This is a genomic window from Pseudoduganella sp. RAF19, from assembly GCF_052114165.1.
In the GTDB taxonomy this organism is placed as follows: Bacteria; Pseudomonadota; Gammaproteobacteria; order Burkholderiales; family Burkholderiaceae_D; genus Rugamonas.
Window position 1 is genome coordinate 250,699 of sequence record NZ_JBFREF010000002.1, and the last position, 16,891, is coordinate 267,589.

The window sequence follows — 16,891 nt, forward strand, 5'->3', positions numbered from 1 at the left end:
CATGTGGATCGATACGCACTGCCATCTGGATGCCCACGAATTCGGCGATGAATCGCTGGATGTGGCGGCACAGGCGGCGGAGCAGGGCGTTGGGATGATCGTCATTCCCGCCGTCGATCGCGGCAACTTCGAGATCGTACGCAAACTGGCGCACGAGGCGCCCAATGGCTGCTATGGACTGGGCATTCACCCTATCTTTGTGCCGCAGGCGAAAGAAGAGGATCTGGAATTCATGCGCGAGGCCGTGGCCGCCGCCATGTCCGATCCGCGCTTCGTGGCGATTGGCGAGATTGGGCTGGACTTCTTTATTCCCTTGCTGTGCGAGCCGGACATGCGCGAGAAGCAGGTGTTTTTCCTGCGCGAGCAGCTGAAGATTGCGCGCGATTTCGGGCTGCCGGTACTGTGCCATGTGCGCAAGTCGCAGGACCAGGTGCTCAAGCATGTACGCCAGATTGGACCGGCGGGCGGGATTGCGCATGCCTTCAACGGCAGCTTCCAGCAGGCGCAGGCTTATATCGGCGAGGGCTTCAAGCTTGGCTTTGGCGGCAATCTGACTTTCACCCGCGCGCTGCAGATCCGGCGCCTGGCGGCGGAGCTGCCGCTGTCGTCCATCGTGATGGAGACGGATGCGCCGGATATCGCGCCGTCCTGGATTCATCCGGGCCGCAACACACCGGACCAGATCCCGCGCATTGCGGCGGTGATGGCCGAATTGCGCGTTGCTGACCTGGACGAGGTGCAGTCTGTCACGACGGCCAACGCGGCGGCCATCATCCCACGCCTGCAAGGCTTACTGAGCTAAATCAAATCGGCGCTTGCGTCCGACGGTAACATTGAGCGGTTACCGTATCGGGACATGCCATGCGCATGGCAATCATCGGCTTCGTCGCCGGCGCGGCCCTGCTGCAAACGCAGCCCGCGCTCCCGCCGCTCTGGACGCTCGCATTGGCGCCGCTGCCGTTGCTGGCCGCGTGGGCGATGCGGCGCGTTGTGCGCGCGCCTGTCTCATCCACCGCCCCGTCCTTGCCGGTCAGCGGCGGGACGTCTGGCGTCATGGAGGGGCCGGGCGCTTCCGGCGCGGCGGCCATGGCTTCCGGCGTGACAGCTTCCAGTGTGACAGCTTTCGGCGTGACAGCTTCCGGCGGCGCAGTCCTGGCGGTGCTGGCTTCTGGGCTGGCCGATGCGTTGGCTGGGGCGGCGCTGGGCTTTCTGTGGGCCGCCTGGCTGGCGCATTGCGCGCTGGCGCCGGAATTGGCGCGGGCGGACGAGGGCCGCGATTTCGACGTCGTCGGCACCGTCGACAGTCTGCCATTCCGCTTCCAAGGCGGCGTGCGCTTCAATTTCGCGGTTGAAGGCACCAGCGCAGCGCCGCCATTAATCGCGCTGTCATGGTATTCGGGCATGCGCGGCGGCACCGGACCGGTGCCGGAGGTGCAACCCGGCGAGCGCTGGCGGCTCAAGGTGCGCCTTCAGCGGCCGCACGGCAACGCCAATCCCTACGGCTTTGACTACGAAATCTGGCTGCTGGAGCAGGGCATCCGCGCTACAGGTTACGTCCGTGCTGAAGGCCCGAACGAGCGTTTGAGCGGATTCGAGTTCTCGCTCCACAATGCCGTCGAGCGCACGCGCGCTGCACTGCGCAGCAAGATCATGCGCACGCTGGAGGGCAAGCCATACGCGGGCGTGATTGTCGCGCTGGCGATTGGCGACCAGCGCGGCATTCCGCAATCGGATTGGCAGGTGTTCAATCGAACGGGCATCAGCCACCTCATTAGCATCTCGGGGCTGCACATCACGATGGTTGCCGGCTTGGTGGCGTTGCTGGCGACCTGGCTGTGGCGGCATTCCTTCTTTGTACGCGGCGCCGCGCTACCCCTGATGCTGCCCGCGCAAAAGCTGGGCGCAGTTGTCGGAATGCTCGCGGCGCTGGGCTACGTAGCGCTTGCTGGCTTTGGCGTGCCCGCGCAACGGACTCTGTACATGCTCAGCGTGGTCGCGGTCGCGGTGTGGTGCGACCGGCTGACAAGCATCAGCCACGTGCTGCTGCTTGCTGCGGGTGTTACGGTGCTACTCGATCCTTGGGCCGTCATGTGGCCGGGATTTTGGCTCTCGTTTGGCGCTGTCGCCACCATTCTGTACGCCTCCATCGGCCGCCCAGAACGCCACAGCGCGAAGCGGCCAGAGCGCAGCGACAGCCGCGCAACATCCACCGCAAGCGGCGAGGGCAGCGGCGACGGCGACGGCGGCGAGGACGGTCCAGGCGGACAGGGCGGGCACGTTACGCGCGATCCGCCTGCGAAGCGTGGCGTGCCGTTCACCCGGCGCGAAAAAATGATGCGGGAGCTGAGCGCTGCTGCAACGACGCAGTATGCCGTCACGGTCGGCCTGGTGCCGCTGACGATGCTGCTGTTTTCCCAGATATCGATCATCAGTCCGATCGCAAATGCCTTTGCCATACCGCTCGTCAGCTTGCTGGTCACGCCACTCGCGCTGGCGGGATGTGCGATGCCGGCACCGCTCGATGCGCCGTTGCTGCTCGTCGCGCATGAACTGGTGAACTGGCTGGCGGCAGCGCTGACCTGGTGCAGCGCACGGCCATTTGCCATCTGGTCGGCGCCCACGCCGGATTGGTGGATGTTCGCCTTCGCACTCGCAGGAACTGCCTGGCTACTGGCGCCGCGCGGATGGCCCACGCGCTGGCTGGGTATCGCCACCTGGCTGCCGTTGCTGGCCGCCGAGCCTGCGCATCCGCCGCAAGGCGAGCTGCTGGTAACGGCTTTTGACGTGGGCCAGGGCATGGCGCTGCTGATCGAAACCGGGCACCATCGTCTGCTATACGACACCGGCCCATACTACGCGCCGGAAGCGAACGGCGGCAACCGGGTCATCGTGCCGTACCTGAAGGCGCGCGGTATCAACCGGCTGGACGGCATCATCGTCACGCACAGCGATGCCGATCACTCCGGCGGCGCGCTGACCGTCATGGAAAGCGTGCGCACCGGTTGGCTGCTTTCGTCGCTGAGCGAAGGCCACCCAATCGTAAAGGCAGCGCCGCATCACAGTCACTGCGAGGCCGGCCAGCATTGGGAGTGGGACGGCGTCCGATTCGACATGCTGCACCCCATGCCGGACAGCTATGCTGACCGCTCGCTCAAGCCCAACGCACGCGGCTGCACGCTGATGATCCGCGGCGCTCGCCACGCGATCCTGCTCCCCGCGGACATTGAGGCCGCACAGGAAGCCGCACTGGTGGCGCGCGAGGGAGACAGTCTGCGCGCCGACGTTCTGCTGGTGCCGCATCACGGCAGCGGGACTTCGTCAACGCCGGTGTTCCTGAACGCGGTCAAGCCGCAGCAGGCCATATTCCAGCTGGGCTACCGCAATCGCTACCACCATCCGCGCGCCGACGTGGTGGAGCGTTATCGCCAGCTGGGCGCCACCTTGAACCGCACCGACGAATCGGGCGCCATCATCCTGCAGCTAGGCCAAACGCTCACTGTTACAAAATATCGTGAGCAGCACGCGCGCTACTGGTACGGAAGGTAGGCGATAATTCGAGGCTTTGCACTAAACATTTGCTGCCATTGTTTTTAGAATAAGTAGATGACTAAGCCGAAAATCCACTTCTCGCACGCGAACAGCTACCCGTCGGGAACCTACCGCCAGTTCTTCGAATTCCTTGGTAGGGATTTCGACATTCAGGCCCTCGACATGCACGGACATAATCCGGCCTATCCTGTACAGGATGGCTGGGATGCGCTCGTGAAGGAACTGATCGTCGAATTGCAAAAACGTTATGATGAGCCGGTAATCCTGGTCGGCCACTCGCTGGGCGGCATGCTGAGCCTCATGGCCGCGGCGGAACGTCCGGAGCTGGTGCGCTGTGTCGTGATGCTCGATTCGCCCGTCGTTGCGGGCTGGCGCGCCATGGCCTGGCGCCTGTTCAAGAATACGCCTTTGGCCGATCGCTACTCCCCGGCGCGATTTTCGGCCAAGCGCCGAAACGTCTGGCCCAGCAAGGAAGAGGCGATGCGCCACTTCGCCAGCAAGGAAGTGTTCGCGAAATGGGCGCCCGGCGTGCTGATGGACTATCTGGACGCCGGCCTGAAGCCGCATCCGGAAGGCTTCGAGCTGCGCTTCACCCGCGAAATTGAAACCGCCATCTATCGCAGCCTGCCGCACCATATCGGCAATCTGGTAGCGGGCAAATTCCCTGTGCCGGTTGGGTACATCGCCGGCGACCGTTCGGAAGAAAACCGCCAGGCGGGCCTGGATGCGACCAGGGCTCTGGTCGGCCGCCATTTCCGCACTGTTTTCGGCGGACACCTGTATCCGATGGAGTCGCCGCAGCTGACGGCAAACCTCACGCGCGACCTGATTTTCCAGATGGTGGGCGAGGAAGCCGATGTAAAAATGTTCAAAGAGCGGGCTTTCGCGTAAAATCGCACCGGAACGGCGCCAGCCTCACGGTGCGCGCTTCCTAGCAATCCAGAGAAAATTCCAAGCGATGACGATTAAAAGCGATAAATGGATACGCCGCATGGCGGAAGAGCATGGCATGATCGAGCCCTTTGAAGCGGGCCAGGTCCGTTCCGTGGACGGCCGTAAGGTCATTTCCTACGGCACCTCCTCGTACGGCTACGACATCCGCTGCGCCGACGAATTCAAGGTTTTCACCAACATTAACAGCACCATTGTCGATCCGAAGAACTTCGATTCGAATTCCTTCGTCGACGTAAAGAGCGATGTCTGCATCATTCCGCCGAATTCCTTCGCGCTGGCCCGCACCATCGAATACTTCCGCATTCCACGCAATGTGCTGACCGTTTGCCTGGGCAAATCGACCTATGCACGCTGCGGCATCATCGTCAACGTGACCCCGTTCGAGCCTGAGTGGGAAGGTTATGTGACGCTGGAGTTCTCGAACACCACGCCGCTGCCGGCGAAGATCTACGCCGGCGAAGGCTGCGCCCAGGTGCTGTTCTTCGAGAGCGATGAAATCTGCGAGACTTCCTACAAGGACCGCAACGGCAAGTATCAGGGCCAGCACGGCGTGACCCTGCCGAAGGCGTAAATCAGGACAGCGGCAGCGCGATCTCCACGCACAAGCCGCCGTCTTCGCGGTTGGCGGCATTGATGCTGCCACCGTGCTGCTGCACCACCTGCTGGGCGATTGCCAGACCCAGTCCATGGCCTTCCACGTCCTTCTGCGTAGTGCTGCTGCGGTAGAAGGGCTGGAAGATCGCCTTCAAATCTTCTTTCTGAACACCGGGGCCGCGATCCAGCACGCGAATGCGCAGCTGGCGTTGCGCTTCATCCCTTGCCATTTCCACGTCCACTGTGCCGCCGACAGGGCTATGCTTGATCGCGTTGCGTACCACGTTTTCGATGGCGCGCGCCAGCAGGTCGGGTTGGCCGACGATGTGGCCGTCGGCGTCGCCATGTTGAACAACTGCGCGGCCGTGCGTGGCGGCTTCGAATTCGGCGTCGCCGACGATGCCGTCCAACAGATCGGCCATGCTGATTTCTTCGCGCGAGGTGGTGATTGCGCCGGCTTCCAGACGGGATAAGGTCAGCAGTTCGCCGACCAGTTTGTCCATACGGATGCTTTCGCGCTCGATGCGCTCCAGGGTGGCGCGCATTTTGTCGGGCTGCTGATGGGCGAGGCCAATGGCGGCCTGCAGGCGCGCGAGCGGGGAGCGCAGTTCATGCGACACATCGTGCAGCAGGCGGGTTTGGCCGTCGATCAGACTGCGCAGGCGCGCGGTCATGCGATCGAAGTCATGGCCGAGGGCATTCAGTTCGTCGCCACGCTTGCTGGTGTTGGCGAAGCGCGGGGCGAGGTCGCCTTGCGAGGCCGCTTCGAAAGCATCGCGCAGCGAGCGGATCGGACGGGAGAAGTACCAGGCCAGCAGCGCCGCGAACAGCAGGCTGGCCAGCACGGCAGCCACCACCGGCACGTAGGGCGCGAGCGGCTGGAAGCGCGGACGCCCCTCCGGGCCGCCCGGCATACCCGGAACGGGGCCAGGACCTATGCCCGGACCGGGGCCGCGACCCATGCCCGGGCCAACGCCAGGTCCGCCAGGCGGCGGCTCGGCAACGGGGCTGGACGCCGATGCGTAGGCGGGGTTTGCCGCACCCGCACGGCCGTGCGCAGCGGCCGAGGCGGTACTGCCAGCGGTGAGCACTTCCGCGGCGGGGGCGGAGGTGGCCGCGCTGGCGTCACCCAGCGCCATGGCAGGCGGTGCGGACGGCTGGATGGAGGCGCCTTGCGGCGGGGGCGGGCCGTCGAAGCCAGGAGGAGGGCGGCGGTCGCGGCGATAGCCTGGCATCTCCATGCCCGGCATGCCGGCGCCGGCCAGCAGCATGCGCGACTCGCTTTCCAGTCCGCGCTGGCGTTCGCGCGATGGCAGGAAGAGCATGTAGCGGTGACCGTCCGGCGACGTCACATGGCGCACCACGCGCTGGTCGCCTTTGTTGATCATGGCCTGCGCTTCATTGAGCATGGTCGGATTGACAATGCGGCCCAGCAGCTCATGGCCGGCATCGTCCACCGCGAATACGCGATGGTGCGGCATATTCTCCAGCATCGGGCGCAGGCTTTGCGTGCCGCCATAGGCCAGCGTGGACGCGGCGGCTTCAATCGCCAGTTCGGCCGGTGGGCTGGTGTCGATATCAGGGCGCTTGACCTTGTCGGCATCGCGATTCTTCAGCCAGACCGCGCTGCCGATGGCAAAGGTGGCGGCCAGCTGCGCCAGCAAAATCGAAAGGAAGAATTTCCAGAACAAGCGGCCCACAGCCTTACTCCTTGATCAGCTGGTAGCCCAGGCGGTAGACCGTTTGCAGGCAGGAGCGTCCATCGGCGATGGTGCCCAGCTTGTGACGCAGACTGCTGAGGTGCACGTCGATATTGCGGTCGAAGCGCGCCATCGGACGTCCCAGGCCTTGTTCGGACAGGATGTTCTTGCTGACCGGCTTACCCGCATTGCGCGCCAGGACTTCCAGCAGATTGAATTCGGTGCTCGTCAATTCCAGCGGCGCCCCAGCCCATGCGGCGCGGCGCTGTTCCGGCCACATGGTCAGCTGGCCAACGACGATGGGCGAGCCAAGCGCGCTGTCGGCAGGAGCAGCCTGCGTGCGGCGCAGGATGGCGCGGATGCGCGCCGTCAGCTCGCGCGGTGTGCAAGGCTTGGCAACGTAATCGTCCGCACCCAGTTCCAGGCCGACGATGCGGTCCGTATCGTCGCCGCGCGCGGTCAGCATCAGGATCGGCATGCGGCTGGCGGCGCGGATGCGGCGCAGGGTTTCCAGACCGTTCATACGCGGCATCATCACATCCAGTACCGCGATGGCGTATTGGCCGGTGAGGGCGGCCGCGGTGCCGGACTCGCCATCGTTGGCCGTCCTCACCTCGAAGCCTTCCTGCTCCAGATATTCCTGGAACATGCCTACCAGTTCTACGTCGTCGTCTATCAGCAGTACCTTGCTCATTGCCTGTTTGTCTGAAAAATAAGGGGGAATGCGGCCATCATAACAAAACCGCCCCTGCACAGCCTTCCGTCTTTACGTGGATTTACGCCTTCCTTACGGCGCTTTACACGCCCCAGCCAGACAATGGCCACTCCTGATTTCTTCAACCTGGAGTGAATATGAAAAAGACAAAACAAAACCTTCCCCAACTATTGCTCGCAGCCGCCATGGCGTTGCCACTGGCGGCGTACGCGGCGGACGAAGCGCCGCCGATGGGCGATGGCGGTCCGCGCGGGCCGATGGCGGAAGGTGGTCCAGGCATGCCGCCTCCGATGGTGGCCGGCATAGAGCAGCGCGGTGGCCAACACGAAGGTCCTGGCCGTGGCGGTCCGGAGTTTGGCCCTGGCCCTGAATTTGGTCCGGGCATGGGCCATGGTCCGCACTTCCTGCGCGGGATCGAATTGACGGAAGCGCAACAGGACAAGGTCTTCAACATCCTGTACGGCCAGGTCCCTTATCTGCGCGAGCAGCACAAAGCCGAAGAGAAAGCCATGCGCGCGCTGCACGAGCTGCGCAACGCCGACAAATACGACGATGCGGCTGCCGTGAAACTGGCGCAGGCCGCCGCACAGGCCCATGCCAACATCACGCTGCAGGAAATCCGCACCCAGCAAAAACTGCTGGCCGTGCTGACGCCTGAGCAGCGCAAGCAACTGGACGAGCGCAAGCCGCGCGCGCCGCGTCCCTGATTTTTTGTCCCCACCAAAGAGCATCAAGAGCATAAGGAGAAAAGAATGACCATCAATTCCCTGACTTCCAGCAGCGCGGCCAGCCAGTTGAGCTACGTGAGCAAGCTGAATTCGGCCAATTCGACCAGCAGCAGCGGCCAGACCGATGGTGTGCGTCCCCCGCCACCGCGCGACGGCGGTGGCTTCATCAGCGCCATTGCGGATGCGCTGAAATCGATCGGGGTAAGCACGGACAGCAGCTCCAGCAGCACCGATTCCAGCACCACCTCCACCGATAGCACCAGCACGGACTCCACCACCACTACCAGCAACGCGGCGCAGGCACTGGGCAGCTTCCTGGAAAATCTGATGGGCGCACTGCACGCACAAGGCGGTGATCAATCCGGTCCGCCGCCATATGGCGAGCAGGGACAGGGCGGTCCGGGCGGCGTGGGTGGTCCAGGCGGCGCTGGCGGTCCGGGCAAGCTGGCCGAAGACCTGCAAAGCCTGATCTCCAAGCTGGGTTCGAGCAGCAGCACCGATTCCACTTCCGATAGCGACAGCACCGACAGCACGGACGATAGCGTTACTTCGCTTGAAAGCTCATTCAAGGACCTGCTGCAATCGCTGGGCAGCGACACCAGCAATTCTTCGGATCAGCTGACCAGCTTCCTGCAAGCGCTGTCCAGCAAGCTGCCCAACTCCGGCAGCAGCGGCAACCTGATTAACACCACGGCGTGAGGTAGGGGCATATGGAAGCACACGATCACGGCCTTGCCGCCGACCTGGCGGCCATGATGGAAATGACCACCGGCCGCCGGCAGTCCCTGCGCTGGCTGCTGGCCGGCGCCGCGCTGCCTTTGATGGGTTGCGGCGGCAGTTCGGATAGCAGCGACACCACGTCCAGCACCACCAGCGGCGAAACCAGCACGACCACCAATACGGGCACCAGCACTGGCACCGGTACGAGCACCGGCACCACGACCGGCAGCTGCACGGTGATTCCGGAGGAAACCGGCGGCCCATATCCGGCCGACGGCACCAACAGCACCAGCGCCGGCGTGGTCAACGTGCTGAATCTGTCGGGCATCGTACGACAGGACATCCGCAGCAGCTTCGGCGGCGCTACGGCGACCGCCGCCGGGGTTCCCTTGACGATCAAGCTGCACATCAACAACGCGAACAACAGCTGTGGCGCGGCGGGCAATTTCGCCATCTACCTGTGGCACTGCGACCAGAACGGCAACTACTCGCTGTACTCGTCCGGCGTCACCAACCAGAACTACCTGCGCGGCGTGCAGGAAGCGGATGCGAACGGCGACATCACCTTCAAGACCATCTTCCCCGGTTGCTACGACGGCCGTATGCCGCACGTGCACTTCGAGGTGTACCGCTCGCTGGCGCAAAGTGTCAGCGCCTCGAACCGCATCAAGACTTCGCAGTTCACCTTCCCGATGGCGACGCTGAACGAAGTCTATGCGACCACTGGCTACAGCTCCAGCGCCTCCAATCTGACCCGCATCAGCTACGCCACCGACATGGTCTTCAGCGACGGCTACTCGCTGCAGCTGGTGTCCATGACCGGCAACGCTACCGACGGCTACGTCGCCACGCTGACGCTGGCGGTCGCCGCCTGATCAGCCCATGAAGCCGAGGTTCTGATTGCTGTAGCGGTACAGCGTCGGGAACACGTCGGCCAGGTTCGCGTCGCTCAGGCCGAACCAGCGGCCCAGGGTTGCGCCGTACTGCTCCACGGAGATCGTGGGCAGCAGCGCACCCTGGCCCACATCCAGCGAATGATTCAGGCCGATGGTGGGGAAGCTGCCGTAGATGTTATTGCCCCGTACCGCGCCACCCACGACGAAGTGATGCGAGCCCCAGCCGTGGTCGGTGCCGTCGCCATTGCTGGTCAGTGTGCGGCCGAAGTCGGAGGTGGTGAAGGTGGTCACGCTGTTGCGCATATCGCTGCCCATCAGGTTGGACAGGGTGCTGTCGAACCAGGCCAGTGCGTGATTCAGTTTGGCCATCAGCACAGCGTGGTTGACGCGCTGGCCGTCGTGGGTATCGAAGCCGCCGATGCTGACGAAGAAGACCTGGCGCCGCGCGCCCAGCGTACCGCGGCCCGCGATCACACGCGCTACGGTTTGCAGCTGGATGGCGAGCGGGTTCACGTCCGCTGCGCCGGTTTTCGGATTGCTGAACATGGAAGGCACCGGCACACCGCCGGCGCCGGATTTCGCCATACCGCTGCTGAGCGTTGCCTGATTGTCCAGCGAGCGCTTCATCACATTCGCATACTCCTGCGCGAACATATTGCCGCTGCCGGCGGTGATGATGGCGCGCGTCGGATTCGACCAGGTGCCGAACATGTAATCGTCGATGTGGTTGACGGGCACCGCGCCAGCATTGCTGATCTGGTATTGGCGGATCTGGCGACCAGAGACGAACACCGCGTTGCCTGCCGCGGAAATGCAGGTGAAGGTCGTATTGCTGTTGCTGGAGGCGAGCAGGTCGCCCATGCGTCCACCCCAGCCGAAGCTGGCGCCTTCCGGCTGGCAGGACTGCCACATGGATTGCTGATCGTTGTGCGAGAACAGCTTGGGCGGCAGGTTCACATCGCTCTTGTACTGCGCCAGCGTGGTCGGCGCCAATAGCGTGCCGACATTGGCCACCACCGCGGCGCGGCCATTCTCGAACAGGTTCTTCAGGGAGCCAAGCTGCGGGTGCAGTGCGAAGCTGCGGCCCGATTGCACCGTGGCCGGCGTAATCGGCAGCACGCCGCTGCCCTGGCCAACGCTGGCGAGATGGATGGAGCTGGCGTCGCCGGTATTGCGCAGCGAATTGTAGGCATTCCAGGAGGACGGGTCGGTGGCGAGTACCGTGTTGTAGTGGTCATTCCCGCCGTGCAGGAAGATGCAGACCAGGGCTTTGTAATCACTCGTTGCGGCAGCTGCGGGCGCCATGGCCGCCAGGTTCATTGCGAAAGGCGCGGCACTGGTGCCCGCAGCCGACAGCAGGGCGCCGAGGAATCGCCGGCGCGAGAACTGTTCACTCTTCATACAGGAGATCCTTATTGTTCAACGATGTATTCAGGAGAGGCCATCGTCAGGAAGATGGCGGCGTACACCCGGTTTTTGCGTGCTGCGAGTCCGGTTGCGCTGTAACCGTTGTTAGCGGCCGGGATGGCAATGGAATTCATCACAGTCTTGATCTGGTTGCGCAAGCTAGTGGACATGCGCCCGCTCAGCAGCAGCAGGTTGAGGCGGTCCAGCAGCTTGTCCGGCGTCGCGGCCATATCGATCTCCGCGCTGTAGTTCGGCAGGATGTCGTGGTTATCGCCGATGCCGGACTGGATCGCGGCCTGAATCAGGTTCAGATAGCCCACTACCGATGGCTCGCCCGTGATCTGCATTTCGGGCGACACCTTGCCGGCGGCGGCAATGCTGGTCCCAGGCGGCGTGTAGGCCGGGCGATAGAAGTTGAACACGGACGGTGAACGCATCGGCTGTTGTCCCAGTCCGTTGAGCGGATCTTCCAGACTCCACATCAGGAATTTTCCTGACGTCGAACGCGCATTGAACGCACGCATCCAGTTCGACAAACGCAGGATCGGCTCACGGATCTTGCCGCTGTCCGCATCCACGGTCTGGGTACGCGCTTCCGCATCCAGCAGCACGGCTTGCAGCACGGCTTTCATGTCGCCGCGCACGCCGCTGCCGTTGTTGTTGAAGGCGGCCGCCACGCGGCTCACATACGCCGGACTTGGATTGCTTGTCACCAGACGCTCGATCAGCTGGCGGCCGATGAAGGGACCGACATTCGGATGGTTGAACAGCTTGTCCAGCGCCACCTTCATGTCCGCCGCGCCGCTGCCATTGGTACTGGTGCCGAGGAAGCTCTTGCTGCTGTTGGAGTGGAACTGCGCGTAGTTAATCATCGGCAGCACGTCGCGGTTCGGATCGGCGGCGCCGTTCTCGAAGCGGTTGGTGGTGGTATCGGGGCCGTACCACGCCCAGCCTGTGAAGACCTTGGCCAGACCAGCCACATCGGCGTGGGTGTAGGTTTCAATCGGCTGGCCGCTGCGCAGCTGCCGGGTGCCGTCCTGATTCAGCTGATACAGGCCGATGGAGAACAGCTGCATGACTTCACGCGCGAAGTTCTCGTCCGGCGTACGGGTGCCGTCCTCTTTCTTGTTGCGCATGTGGGAGAGGTAGATGCCCATCATCGGATGCAGGGCCACCGCTTGTAGCAGGTCGCGGAAATTGCCGAAGGCGTATTTGCCGAGCGTGTCGTAGTAGCTGGCCACGCCGCGCGGATAGCCCGACACGTCGGAATCCAGGAAGGACACCACGAAGATCTGCGACAGCGCATACGTCACGCGCTGGCGCAGGTGATCGTCGCCCAGCACGGCATTACGCCAGAAGATTTCGTAGAACTGCACATCGCTGGGTTTCTTGCCCTTGTTCTGGGCGGCCCACTGGTCGAAGTAAGGTTTGGTGAGCGACTGGTTTTTCGAGAACTCTGAGGTCATCCAGGCGCGCGGGCCCATGCCGGCAACTCTGCCGATTTCGTACGGAGTCGGGCCGAAGCTCGCCTGCGTGAGGAAGCGGGCCGCATCAGATTGCGAAACCGCTGAGGTAGTGGTGCTTGCAGCCAGGCGTACTGCGGCCTGTGGCTGAGCGGCCGTGTCGGCGGATTCCGTATTGCTATTGCCGCCGCAGGCGGTCAGTGTGCACAGAATGGCCGAGGAAGAGATGAGCTTTAGTCTGTTCATTGATTCACACATGAAAATTGACAGGCGGAAGTCTAGTCAGCGATTTACACTTGAGGGGTGGAAATGTGACTTATTCTGAGTCAATATTGACGATGTGGAATCTTTTTGAGCGAAGTTGGATGCAAGTTAGCCGACATTGGAGACTAGTTCCACAGGGTAAATTCCTGGTAGTATTTTGATAGCAGGAAATTTTTTCACATTGTTGTGTCAATTGCGAAATCCGTAATATTGCATACGTATAAGCGGGCGCAATTGATTCGCTGTGGCAATCGGAATAAAAAAACCGCTCCGGAGAGCGGTTTTTTGTTTGAAGCAGAAAAGTCTTACTGCTTTACGCAATCCACGAAGTAGTCACGCTTGCCGTTCACTTCGCGTTTCACCAGGCCGTGGACATCCGTTTCGAAGCCAGGGAAGCGTTCGTTGAAGTCGCGTGCGAAGCGCAGGTAGTCGACAATGGTCTTGTTGAAGCGCTCACCCGGGATCAGCAGCGGAATGCCTGGCGGGTATGGCGTCAGCAGGATCGAGGTGATACGGCCTTCCAGTTCGTCGATCGCTACGCGCTCGATCTTGCGGTGGGCCATCTTGGCGAAGGCATCGGACGGCTTCATGGCAGGTACCATATCGGACAGATACATTTCGGTGGTCAGGCGCGCCACGTCGTAGGCCTTGTAGAAGTCGTGGATCGACTGGCACAGGTCACGCAGGCCCATTTGCTCGTAGCGCGGATTCGCGGCCGAGAACTCCGGCAGGATGCGCCACATCGGAGCGTTCTTGTCGTAGTCGTCCTTGAACTGCTGCAGCGCGGTCAGCAGGGTATTCCAGCGGCCTTTGGTGATACCGATGGTGAACATGATGAAGAAGGAGTACAGGCCGCACTTCTCGATAATCACGCCGTGTTCGGCCAGGTATTTGGTCACGATGGACGCAGGAATACCGGTTTCGGCAAACGCGCCGTCCAGCGACAGGCCCGGATTGACGATGGTGGCCTTGATCGGGTCCAGCATATTGAAGCCCGGCGCCAGCTTGCCGAAGCCGTGCCAGTCGTCTTCCGCGCGAATGATCCAGTCCTCGCGGGTGCCGATGCCTTCTTCTGCAAAGTTCTCGGGACCCCAGACCTTGAACCACCAGTCGTTGCCGAATTCCTCGTCCACTTTTTTCATGGCGCGGCGGAAGTCCAGCGCTTCCAGGATCGATTCTTCCACCAGGGCGGTGCCGCCCGGCGCTTCCATCATGGCTGCCGCCACATCGCAGGAAGCGATGATGGAGTATTGCGGCGAAGTGGAGGTGTGCATCAGGTAAGCCTCGTTGAAGGCATCCTTGTCCAGCTTCACGGATTCGGAATCGCGCACCAGCACCTGCGAAGCCTGCGACAGGCCCGCCAGCAGCTTGTGGGTCGACTGGGTCGAGAAGATCAGCGATTCCTTGGCGCGCGGACGGTCCTTGCCGATCGCGTGCATGTCTTTGTAGAAATCGTGGAAGGTGGCGTGCGGCAGCCAGGCTTCGTCGAAGTGCAGGGTGTCGATTTTCCCGTCCAGCATTTCGCGCAGCACTTCCACGTTGTACACCACGCCGTCGTAAGTCGACTGGGTGATGGTCAGGATGCGCGGCTTCTTGTTGCCGGCCGCCTGGGCGAACGGATTGTTGGCGATCTTGCGCTCGATGCTCTCCATCGTGAACTCTTCCAGCGGGATCGGGCCGATGATGCCGAGGTGGTTACGGGTCGGCATCAGGAACACAGGGATCGCGCCGCACATGATGATCGAGTGCAGGATGGACTTGTGGCAGTTGCGGTCCACCACCACGATGTCGCCCGGCGCCACGGTGGAGTGCCAGACCATCTTGTTCGAGGTCGAGGTGCCGTTGGTCACGAAGTAGGCGTGATCGGCGTTGTAGATGCGTGCTGCGTTGCGCTCGGAGGCGGCGACCGGACCGGTGTGGTCCAGCAGCTGGCCCAGCTCCTCCACGGCGTTGCAGACGTCGGCGCGCAGCATGTTCTCACCGAAGAACTGGTGGAACATCTGGCCGATCGGCGACTTCAGGAACGCCACGCCGCCGGAGTGGCCAGGGCAGTGCCAGGAGTAGGAGCCATCGTTCGCGTAATGCACCAGGGCGCGGAAGAAGGGCGGCGCCAGGCTGTCCAGGTAGGACTTGGCTTCACGGATGATGTGGCGCGCCACGAACTCCGGCGTGTCCTCGAACATGTGAATGAAGCCGTGCAGCTCGCGCAGGATATCGTTCGGGATGTGGCGCGAGGTGCGGGTTTCGCCGTACAGATAAATAGGGATGTCCGCATTTTTGTAGCGGATCTCTTCCACAAAGGCGCGCAGGGCCTTCAGCGCGGAGTCGGTTTCTTCGACGCTGCCGCCGCCGAATTCTTCATCGTCGATCGACAGGATGAAGGCCGAGGCGCGCGACTGCTGCTGGGCGAACTGGGACAGGTCGCCGTAGCTGGTCACGCCGAGCACTTCCATGCCTTCCTTTTCCATCGCCGCGGCCAGGGCGCGAATGCCCAGACCAGACGTGTTCTCGGAACGGAAATCCTCGTCGATGATAACGATGGGGAAACGGAATTTCATGAAGTTCTCCAGGCGCGTACCGGGCGCCAAAAAAATAAGACCGGGATTGTCGCAGAATTTGCGGAATCCCGGTAAAAAAAGTTGCAACGGGCTTGCTTAGTGCCCGCCACCCATCAAAGCGCTGATCGGATCGATATGGAACCAGGCGAAGACACCCAGCGCGATACCCGCCGCGGCCACAATATACGTGGCGATCTGCAGCCACTTGCGGCTGGTCAGCAGGGTAATCGCGGCCAGCGAAATCGCGATCTGTTCCGCGGTGGTCGCCAGCGCCCACTGGTGATGCTGATGCAGCGCGTTGTCCGACTTCTTGTCCCACTCCGACGACTTGGCTTCCCAGGACTCGGCATCTTTCTTGATCTCGTCCTTTTCGGACTTGTAGCGGGCCACTTCGGCCTTGTACTTTTCCGGGTCCACGCCGGGCAGGGTCATGGCCAGTTCGRCCAGGTTCTGCTTGGCGGACTTGGACTGGTAGTAATTCCAGCGGTTGGACGCCTCCGTCTTGGCGATTGCCGCATTGTTCTTGAACAGGGCCGCATCGTTCTGGGTGGCGCCGCCCTGATAACCGAACATCGCACCTATGGTCGCCAGGATGGCGGTGGTCACGGCGATGTTGCCGGAAAACTTGTCAGTGCTATGGGCTGCGTGTTCCACCGCGTGGTCATGCGGGCCGTGGACGTGAAAACCGTGTCCGGACATTTGTCTCTCTTCCTAGATTAATGAATCAGCGCTTCGTGCGGCGCATGGTAATGAAAGCGTAAGGCAGGCCATCGGCCGACACATGCTCTTCGCGTGCAGTTTCCTGCCAGTCTCCGGCGGGCAGCGCCGGGAAGAAGGCGTCGCATTGGAACTTGCCGCCAACGCGGGTCAGTACGACTTCGTCCGCAAAACTCAGCGACTGCTCGTAAATATTCGCGCCGCCAATGATGAAAGCCTGGGCATCGGCAGCGACGAGCTTGCGCGCGGCGTCCAGCGAAGTGACGGCTTCCACGCCGTCGTGGCGCCAGTCCGCGTTGCGGGTGACGACGATATTGCGGCGGTTGGGCAGGGGACGCCCGATCGAGTCGAAAGTCTTGCGGCCCATGATGATGGCGTGGCCCGTGGTCAGGCGCTTGAAGTGCGCCAGGTCTTCCGGCAGGCGCCAGGGCAGGGTGTTGTCGATGCCGATGCCGTTGTCCTGATCGGCGGCGACGATGATAGTCAATAGTGTCATGGCCGCCATTATATATCGACGAAGTTTACGTCTCTGTTACCGCACTGTTTCTCCACGTTTCCAAACCTGCATGTTGTGGAATTGCCGCGAGCCAACTTTATTTAGGGCCTTGTGACGATTGGAGAGTTTG

At 62.4% G+C, this 16,891-nt stretch carries 14 protein-coding genes; 7 read left to right on the forward strand and 7 right to left on the reverse strand.

What is annotated here, in order from left to right; genetic code table 11:
- The first annotated feature begins 1 nt into the window (after position 1).
- From AB4Z19_RS05820 to dcd, 4 genes are all read left to right on the forward strand, one after another.
- Positions 2-802 carry a TatD family hydrolase gene (locus AB4Z19_RS05820; RefSeq protein WP_442028191.1) on the forward strand — a complete coding sequence of 267 codons (801 nt, stop codon included), beginning with the start codon at positions 2-4 and terminating at the stop codon, positions 800-802.
- 59 nt (positions 803-861) lie between these two features.
- Positions 862-3,546 carry a DNA internalization-related competence protein ComEC/Rec2 gene (locus tag AB4Z19_RS05825; RefSeq protein ID WP_442034627.1) on the forward strand — a complete coding sequence of 895 codons (2,685 nt, stop codon included), beginning with the start codon at positions 862-864 and terminating at the stop codon, positions 3,544-3,546.
- 57 nt (positions 3,547-3,603) lie between these two features.
- Positions 3,604-4,440 (forward strand): alpha/beta fold hydrolase, encoded by an 837-nt coding sequence (locus AB4Z19_RS05830; protein ID WP_442034629.1) that lies wholly within the window; start codon positions 3,604-3,606, stop codon positions 4,438-4,440.
- A gap of 67 nt (positions 4,441-4,507) precedes the next feature.
- The gene (gene dcd, locus AB4Z19_RS05835; RefSeq protein ID WP_442025931.1) at positions 4,508-5,074 is read left to right on the forward strand and encodes a dCTP deaminase; all 567 of its coding nucleotides are present in this window, start codon (positions 4,508-4,510) and stop codon (positions 5,072-5,074) included.
- Position 5,075: 1 nt separating this feature from the next.
- Here dcd and AB4Z19_RS05840 read toward each other — a convergent pair whose 3' ends face one another.
- Both AB4Z19_RS05840 and AB4Z19_RS05845 read right to left on the reverse strand, forming a co-directional pair.
- Positions 5,076-6,797: a HAMP domain-containing sensor histidine kinase gene (locus AB4Z19_RS05840; RefSeq protein WP_442034631.1), complete on the reverse strand. Its 1,722-nt coding sequence runs from the start codon at positions 6,795-6,797 to the stop codon at positions 5,076-5,078.
- A gap of 4 nt (positions 6,798-6,801) precedes the next feature.
- A complete protein-coding gene (locus AB4Z19_RS05845) occupies positions 6,802-7,491 on the reverse strand; it encodes a response regulator transcription factor (RefSeq protein WP_442025933.1) in 690 nt (229 codons plus the stop codon).
- 158 nt (positions 7,492-7,649) lie between these two features.
- Between AB4Z19_RS05845 and AB4Z19_RS05850 the strand changes: the two genes are divergently transcribed.
- The 3 genes from AB4Z19_RS05850 to AB4Z19_RS05860 are packed head-to-tail and all read left to right on the forward strand — an operon-like array spanning position 7,650 to position 9,835.
- Positions 7,650-8,219 (forward strand): Spy/CpxP family protein refolding chaperone, encoded by a 570-nt coding sequence (locus AB4Z19_RS05850; protein WP_442025934.1) that lies wholly within the window; start codon positions 7,650-7,652, stop codon positions 8,217-8,219.
- A 45-nt stretch (positions 8,220-8,264) separates the two neighbouring features.
- Positions 8,265-8,939 (forward strand): hypothetical protein, encoded by a 675-nt coding sequence (locus AB4Z19_RS05855; protein WP_442025935.1) that lies wholly within the window; start codon positions 8,265-8,267, stop codon positions 8,937-8,939.
- Between the two features lie 11 nt (positions 8,940-8,950).
- The gene (locus AB4Z19_RS05860) at positions 8,951-9,835 is read left to right on the forward strand and encodes an intradiol ring-cleavage dioxygenase (RefSeq protein ID WP_442025936.1); all 885 of its coding nucleotides are present in this window, start codon (positions 8,951-8,953) and stop codon (positions 9,833-9,835) included.
- Here AB4Z19_RS05860 and AB4Z19_RS05865 read toward each other — a convergent pair whose 3' ends face one another.
- From AB4Z19_RS05865 to AB4Z19_RS05885, 5 genes are all read right to left on the reverse strand, one after another.
- On the reverse strand, positions 9,836-11,257 hold the full coding sequence (locus AB4Z19_RS05865) for a DUF1501 domain-containing protein (protein WP_442034633.1): 1,422 nt from the start codon (positions 11,255-11,257) through the stop codon (positions 9,836-9,838). It lies immediately after the preceding gene.
- Positions 11,258-11,268: 11 nt separating this feature from the next.
- Positions 11,269-12,972, reverse strand: coding sequence for a DUF1800 domain-containing protein (locus AB4Z19_RS05870; RefSeq protein ID WP_442034635.1), 1,704 nt, complete (start codon positions 12,970-12,972; stop codon positions 11,269-11,271).
- A 323-nt stretch (positions 12,973-13,295) separates the two neighbouring features.
- Positions 13,296-15,548: an Orn/Lys/Arg decarboxylase N-terminal domain-containing protein gene (locus AB4Z19_RS05875; protein WP_442034637.1), complete on the reverse strand. Its 2,253-nt coding sequence runs from the start codon at positions 15,546-15,548 to the stop codon at positions 13,296-13,298.
- 96 nt (positions 15,549-15,644) lie between these two features.
- Entirely contained in the window at positions 15,645-16,247 is a 603-nt protein-coding gene (locus tag AB4Z19_RS05880) for a DUF4337 domain-containing protein (RefSeq protein WP_442034639.1), read from the reverse strand.
- Between the two features lie 25 nt (positions 16,248-16,272).
- Entirely contained in the window at positions 16,273-16,761 is a 489-nt protein-coding gene (locus AB4Z19_RS05885; RefSeq protein ID WP_442029089.1) for a dihydrofolate reductase, read from the reverse strand.
- Positions 16,762-16,891 lie beyond the last annotated feature (130 nt).

Excerpts from the sequence above, each read along its gene's own strand:
- AB4Z19_RS05820 (WP_442028191.1), top strand. The coding sequence starts at position 2 with ATGTGGATCGATACGCACTGCCATCTGGATGCCCACGAATTCGGCGAT.
- AB4Z19_RS05825 (WP_442034627.1), top strand. The coding sequence starts at position 862 with ATGCGCATGGCAATCATCGGCTTCGTCGCCGGCGCGGCCCTGCTGCAA.
- AB4Z19_RS05830 (WP_442034629.1), top strand. The coding sequence starts at position 3,604 with ATGACTAAGCCGAAAATCCACTTCTCGCACGCGAACAGCTACCCGTCG.
- dcd (WP_442025931.1), top strand. The coding sequence starts at position 4,508 with ATGACGATTAAAAGCGATAAATGGATACGCCGCATGGCGGAAGAGCAT.
- AB4Z19_RS05845 (WP_442025933.1), bottom strand. The coding sequence starts at position 7,491 with ATGAGCAAGGTACTGCTGATAGACGACGACGTAGAACTGGTAGGCATG.
- AB4Z19_RS05850 (WP_442025934.1), top strand. The coding sequence starts at position 7,650 with ATGAAAAAGACAAAACAAAACCTTCCCCAACTATTGCTCGCAGCCGCC.
- AB4Z19_RS05855 (WP_442025935.1), top strand. The coding sequence starts at position 8,265 with ATGACCATCAATTCCCTGACTTCCAGCAGCGCGGCCAGCCAGTTGAGC.
- AB4Z19_RS05860 (WP_442025936.1), top strand. The coding sequence starts at position 8,951 with ATGGAAGCACACGATCACGGCCTTGCCGCCGACCTGGCGGCCATGATG.
- AB4Z19_RS05865 (WP_442034633.1), bottom strand. The coding sequence starts at position 11,257 with ATGAAGAGTGAACAGTTCTCGCGCCGGCGATTCCTCGGCGCCCTGCTG.
- AB4Z19_RS05870 (WP_442034635.1), bottom strand. The coding sequence starts at position 12,972 with ATGAACAGACTAAAGCTCATCTCTTCCTCGGCCATTCTGTGCACACTG.
- AB4Z19_RS05875 (WP_442034637.1), bottom strand. The coding sequence starts at position 15,548 with ATGAAATTCCGTTTCCCCATCGTTATCATCGACGAGGATTTCCGTTCC.
- AB4Z19_RS05885 (WP_442029089.1), bottom strand. The coding sequence starts at position 16,761 with ATGACACTATTGACTATCATCGTCGCCGCCGATCAGGACAACGGCATC.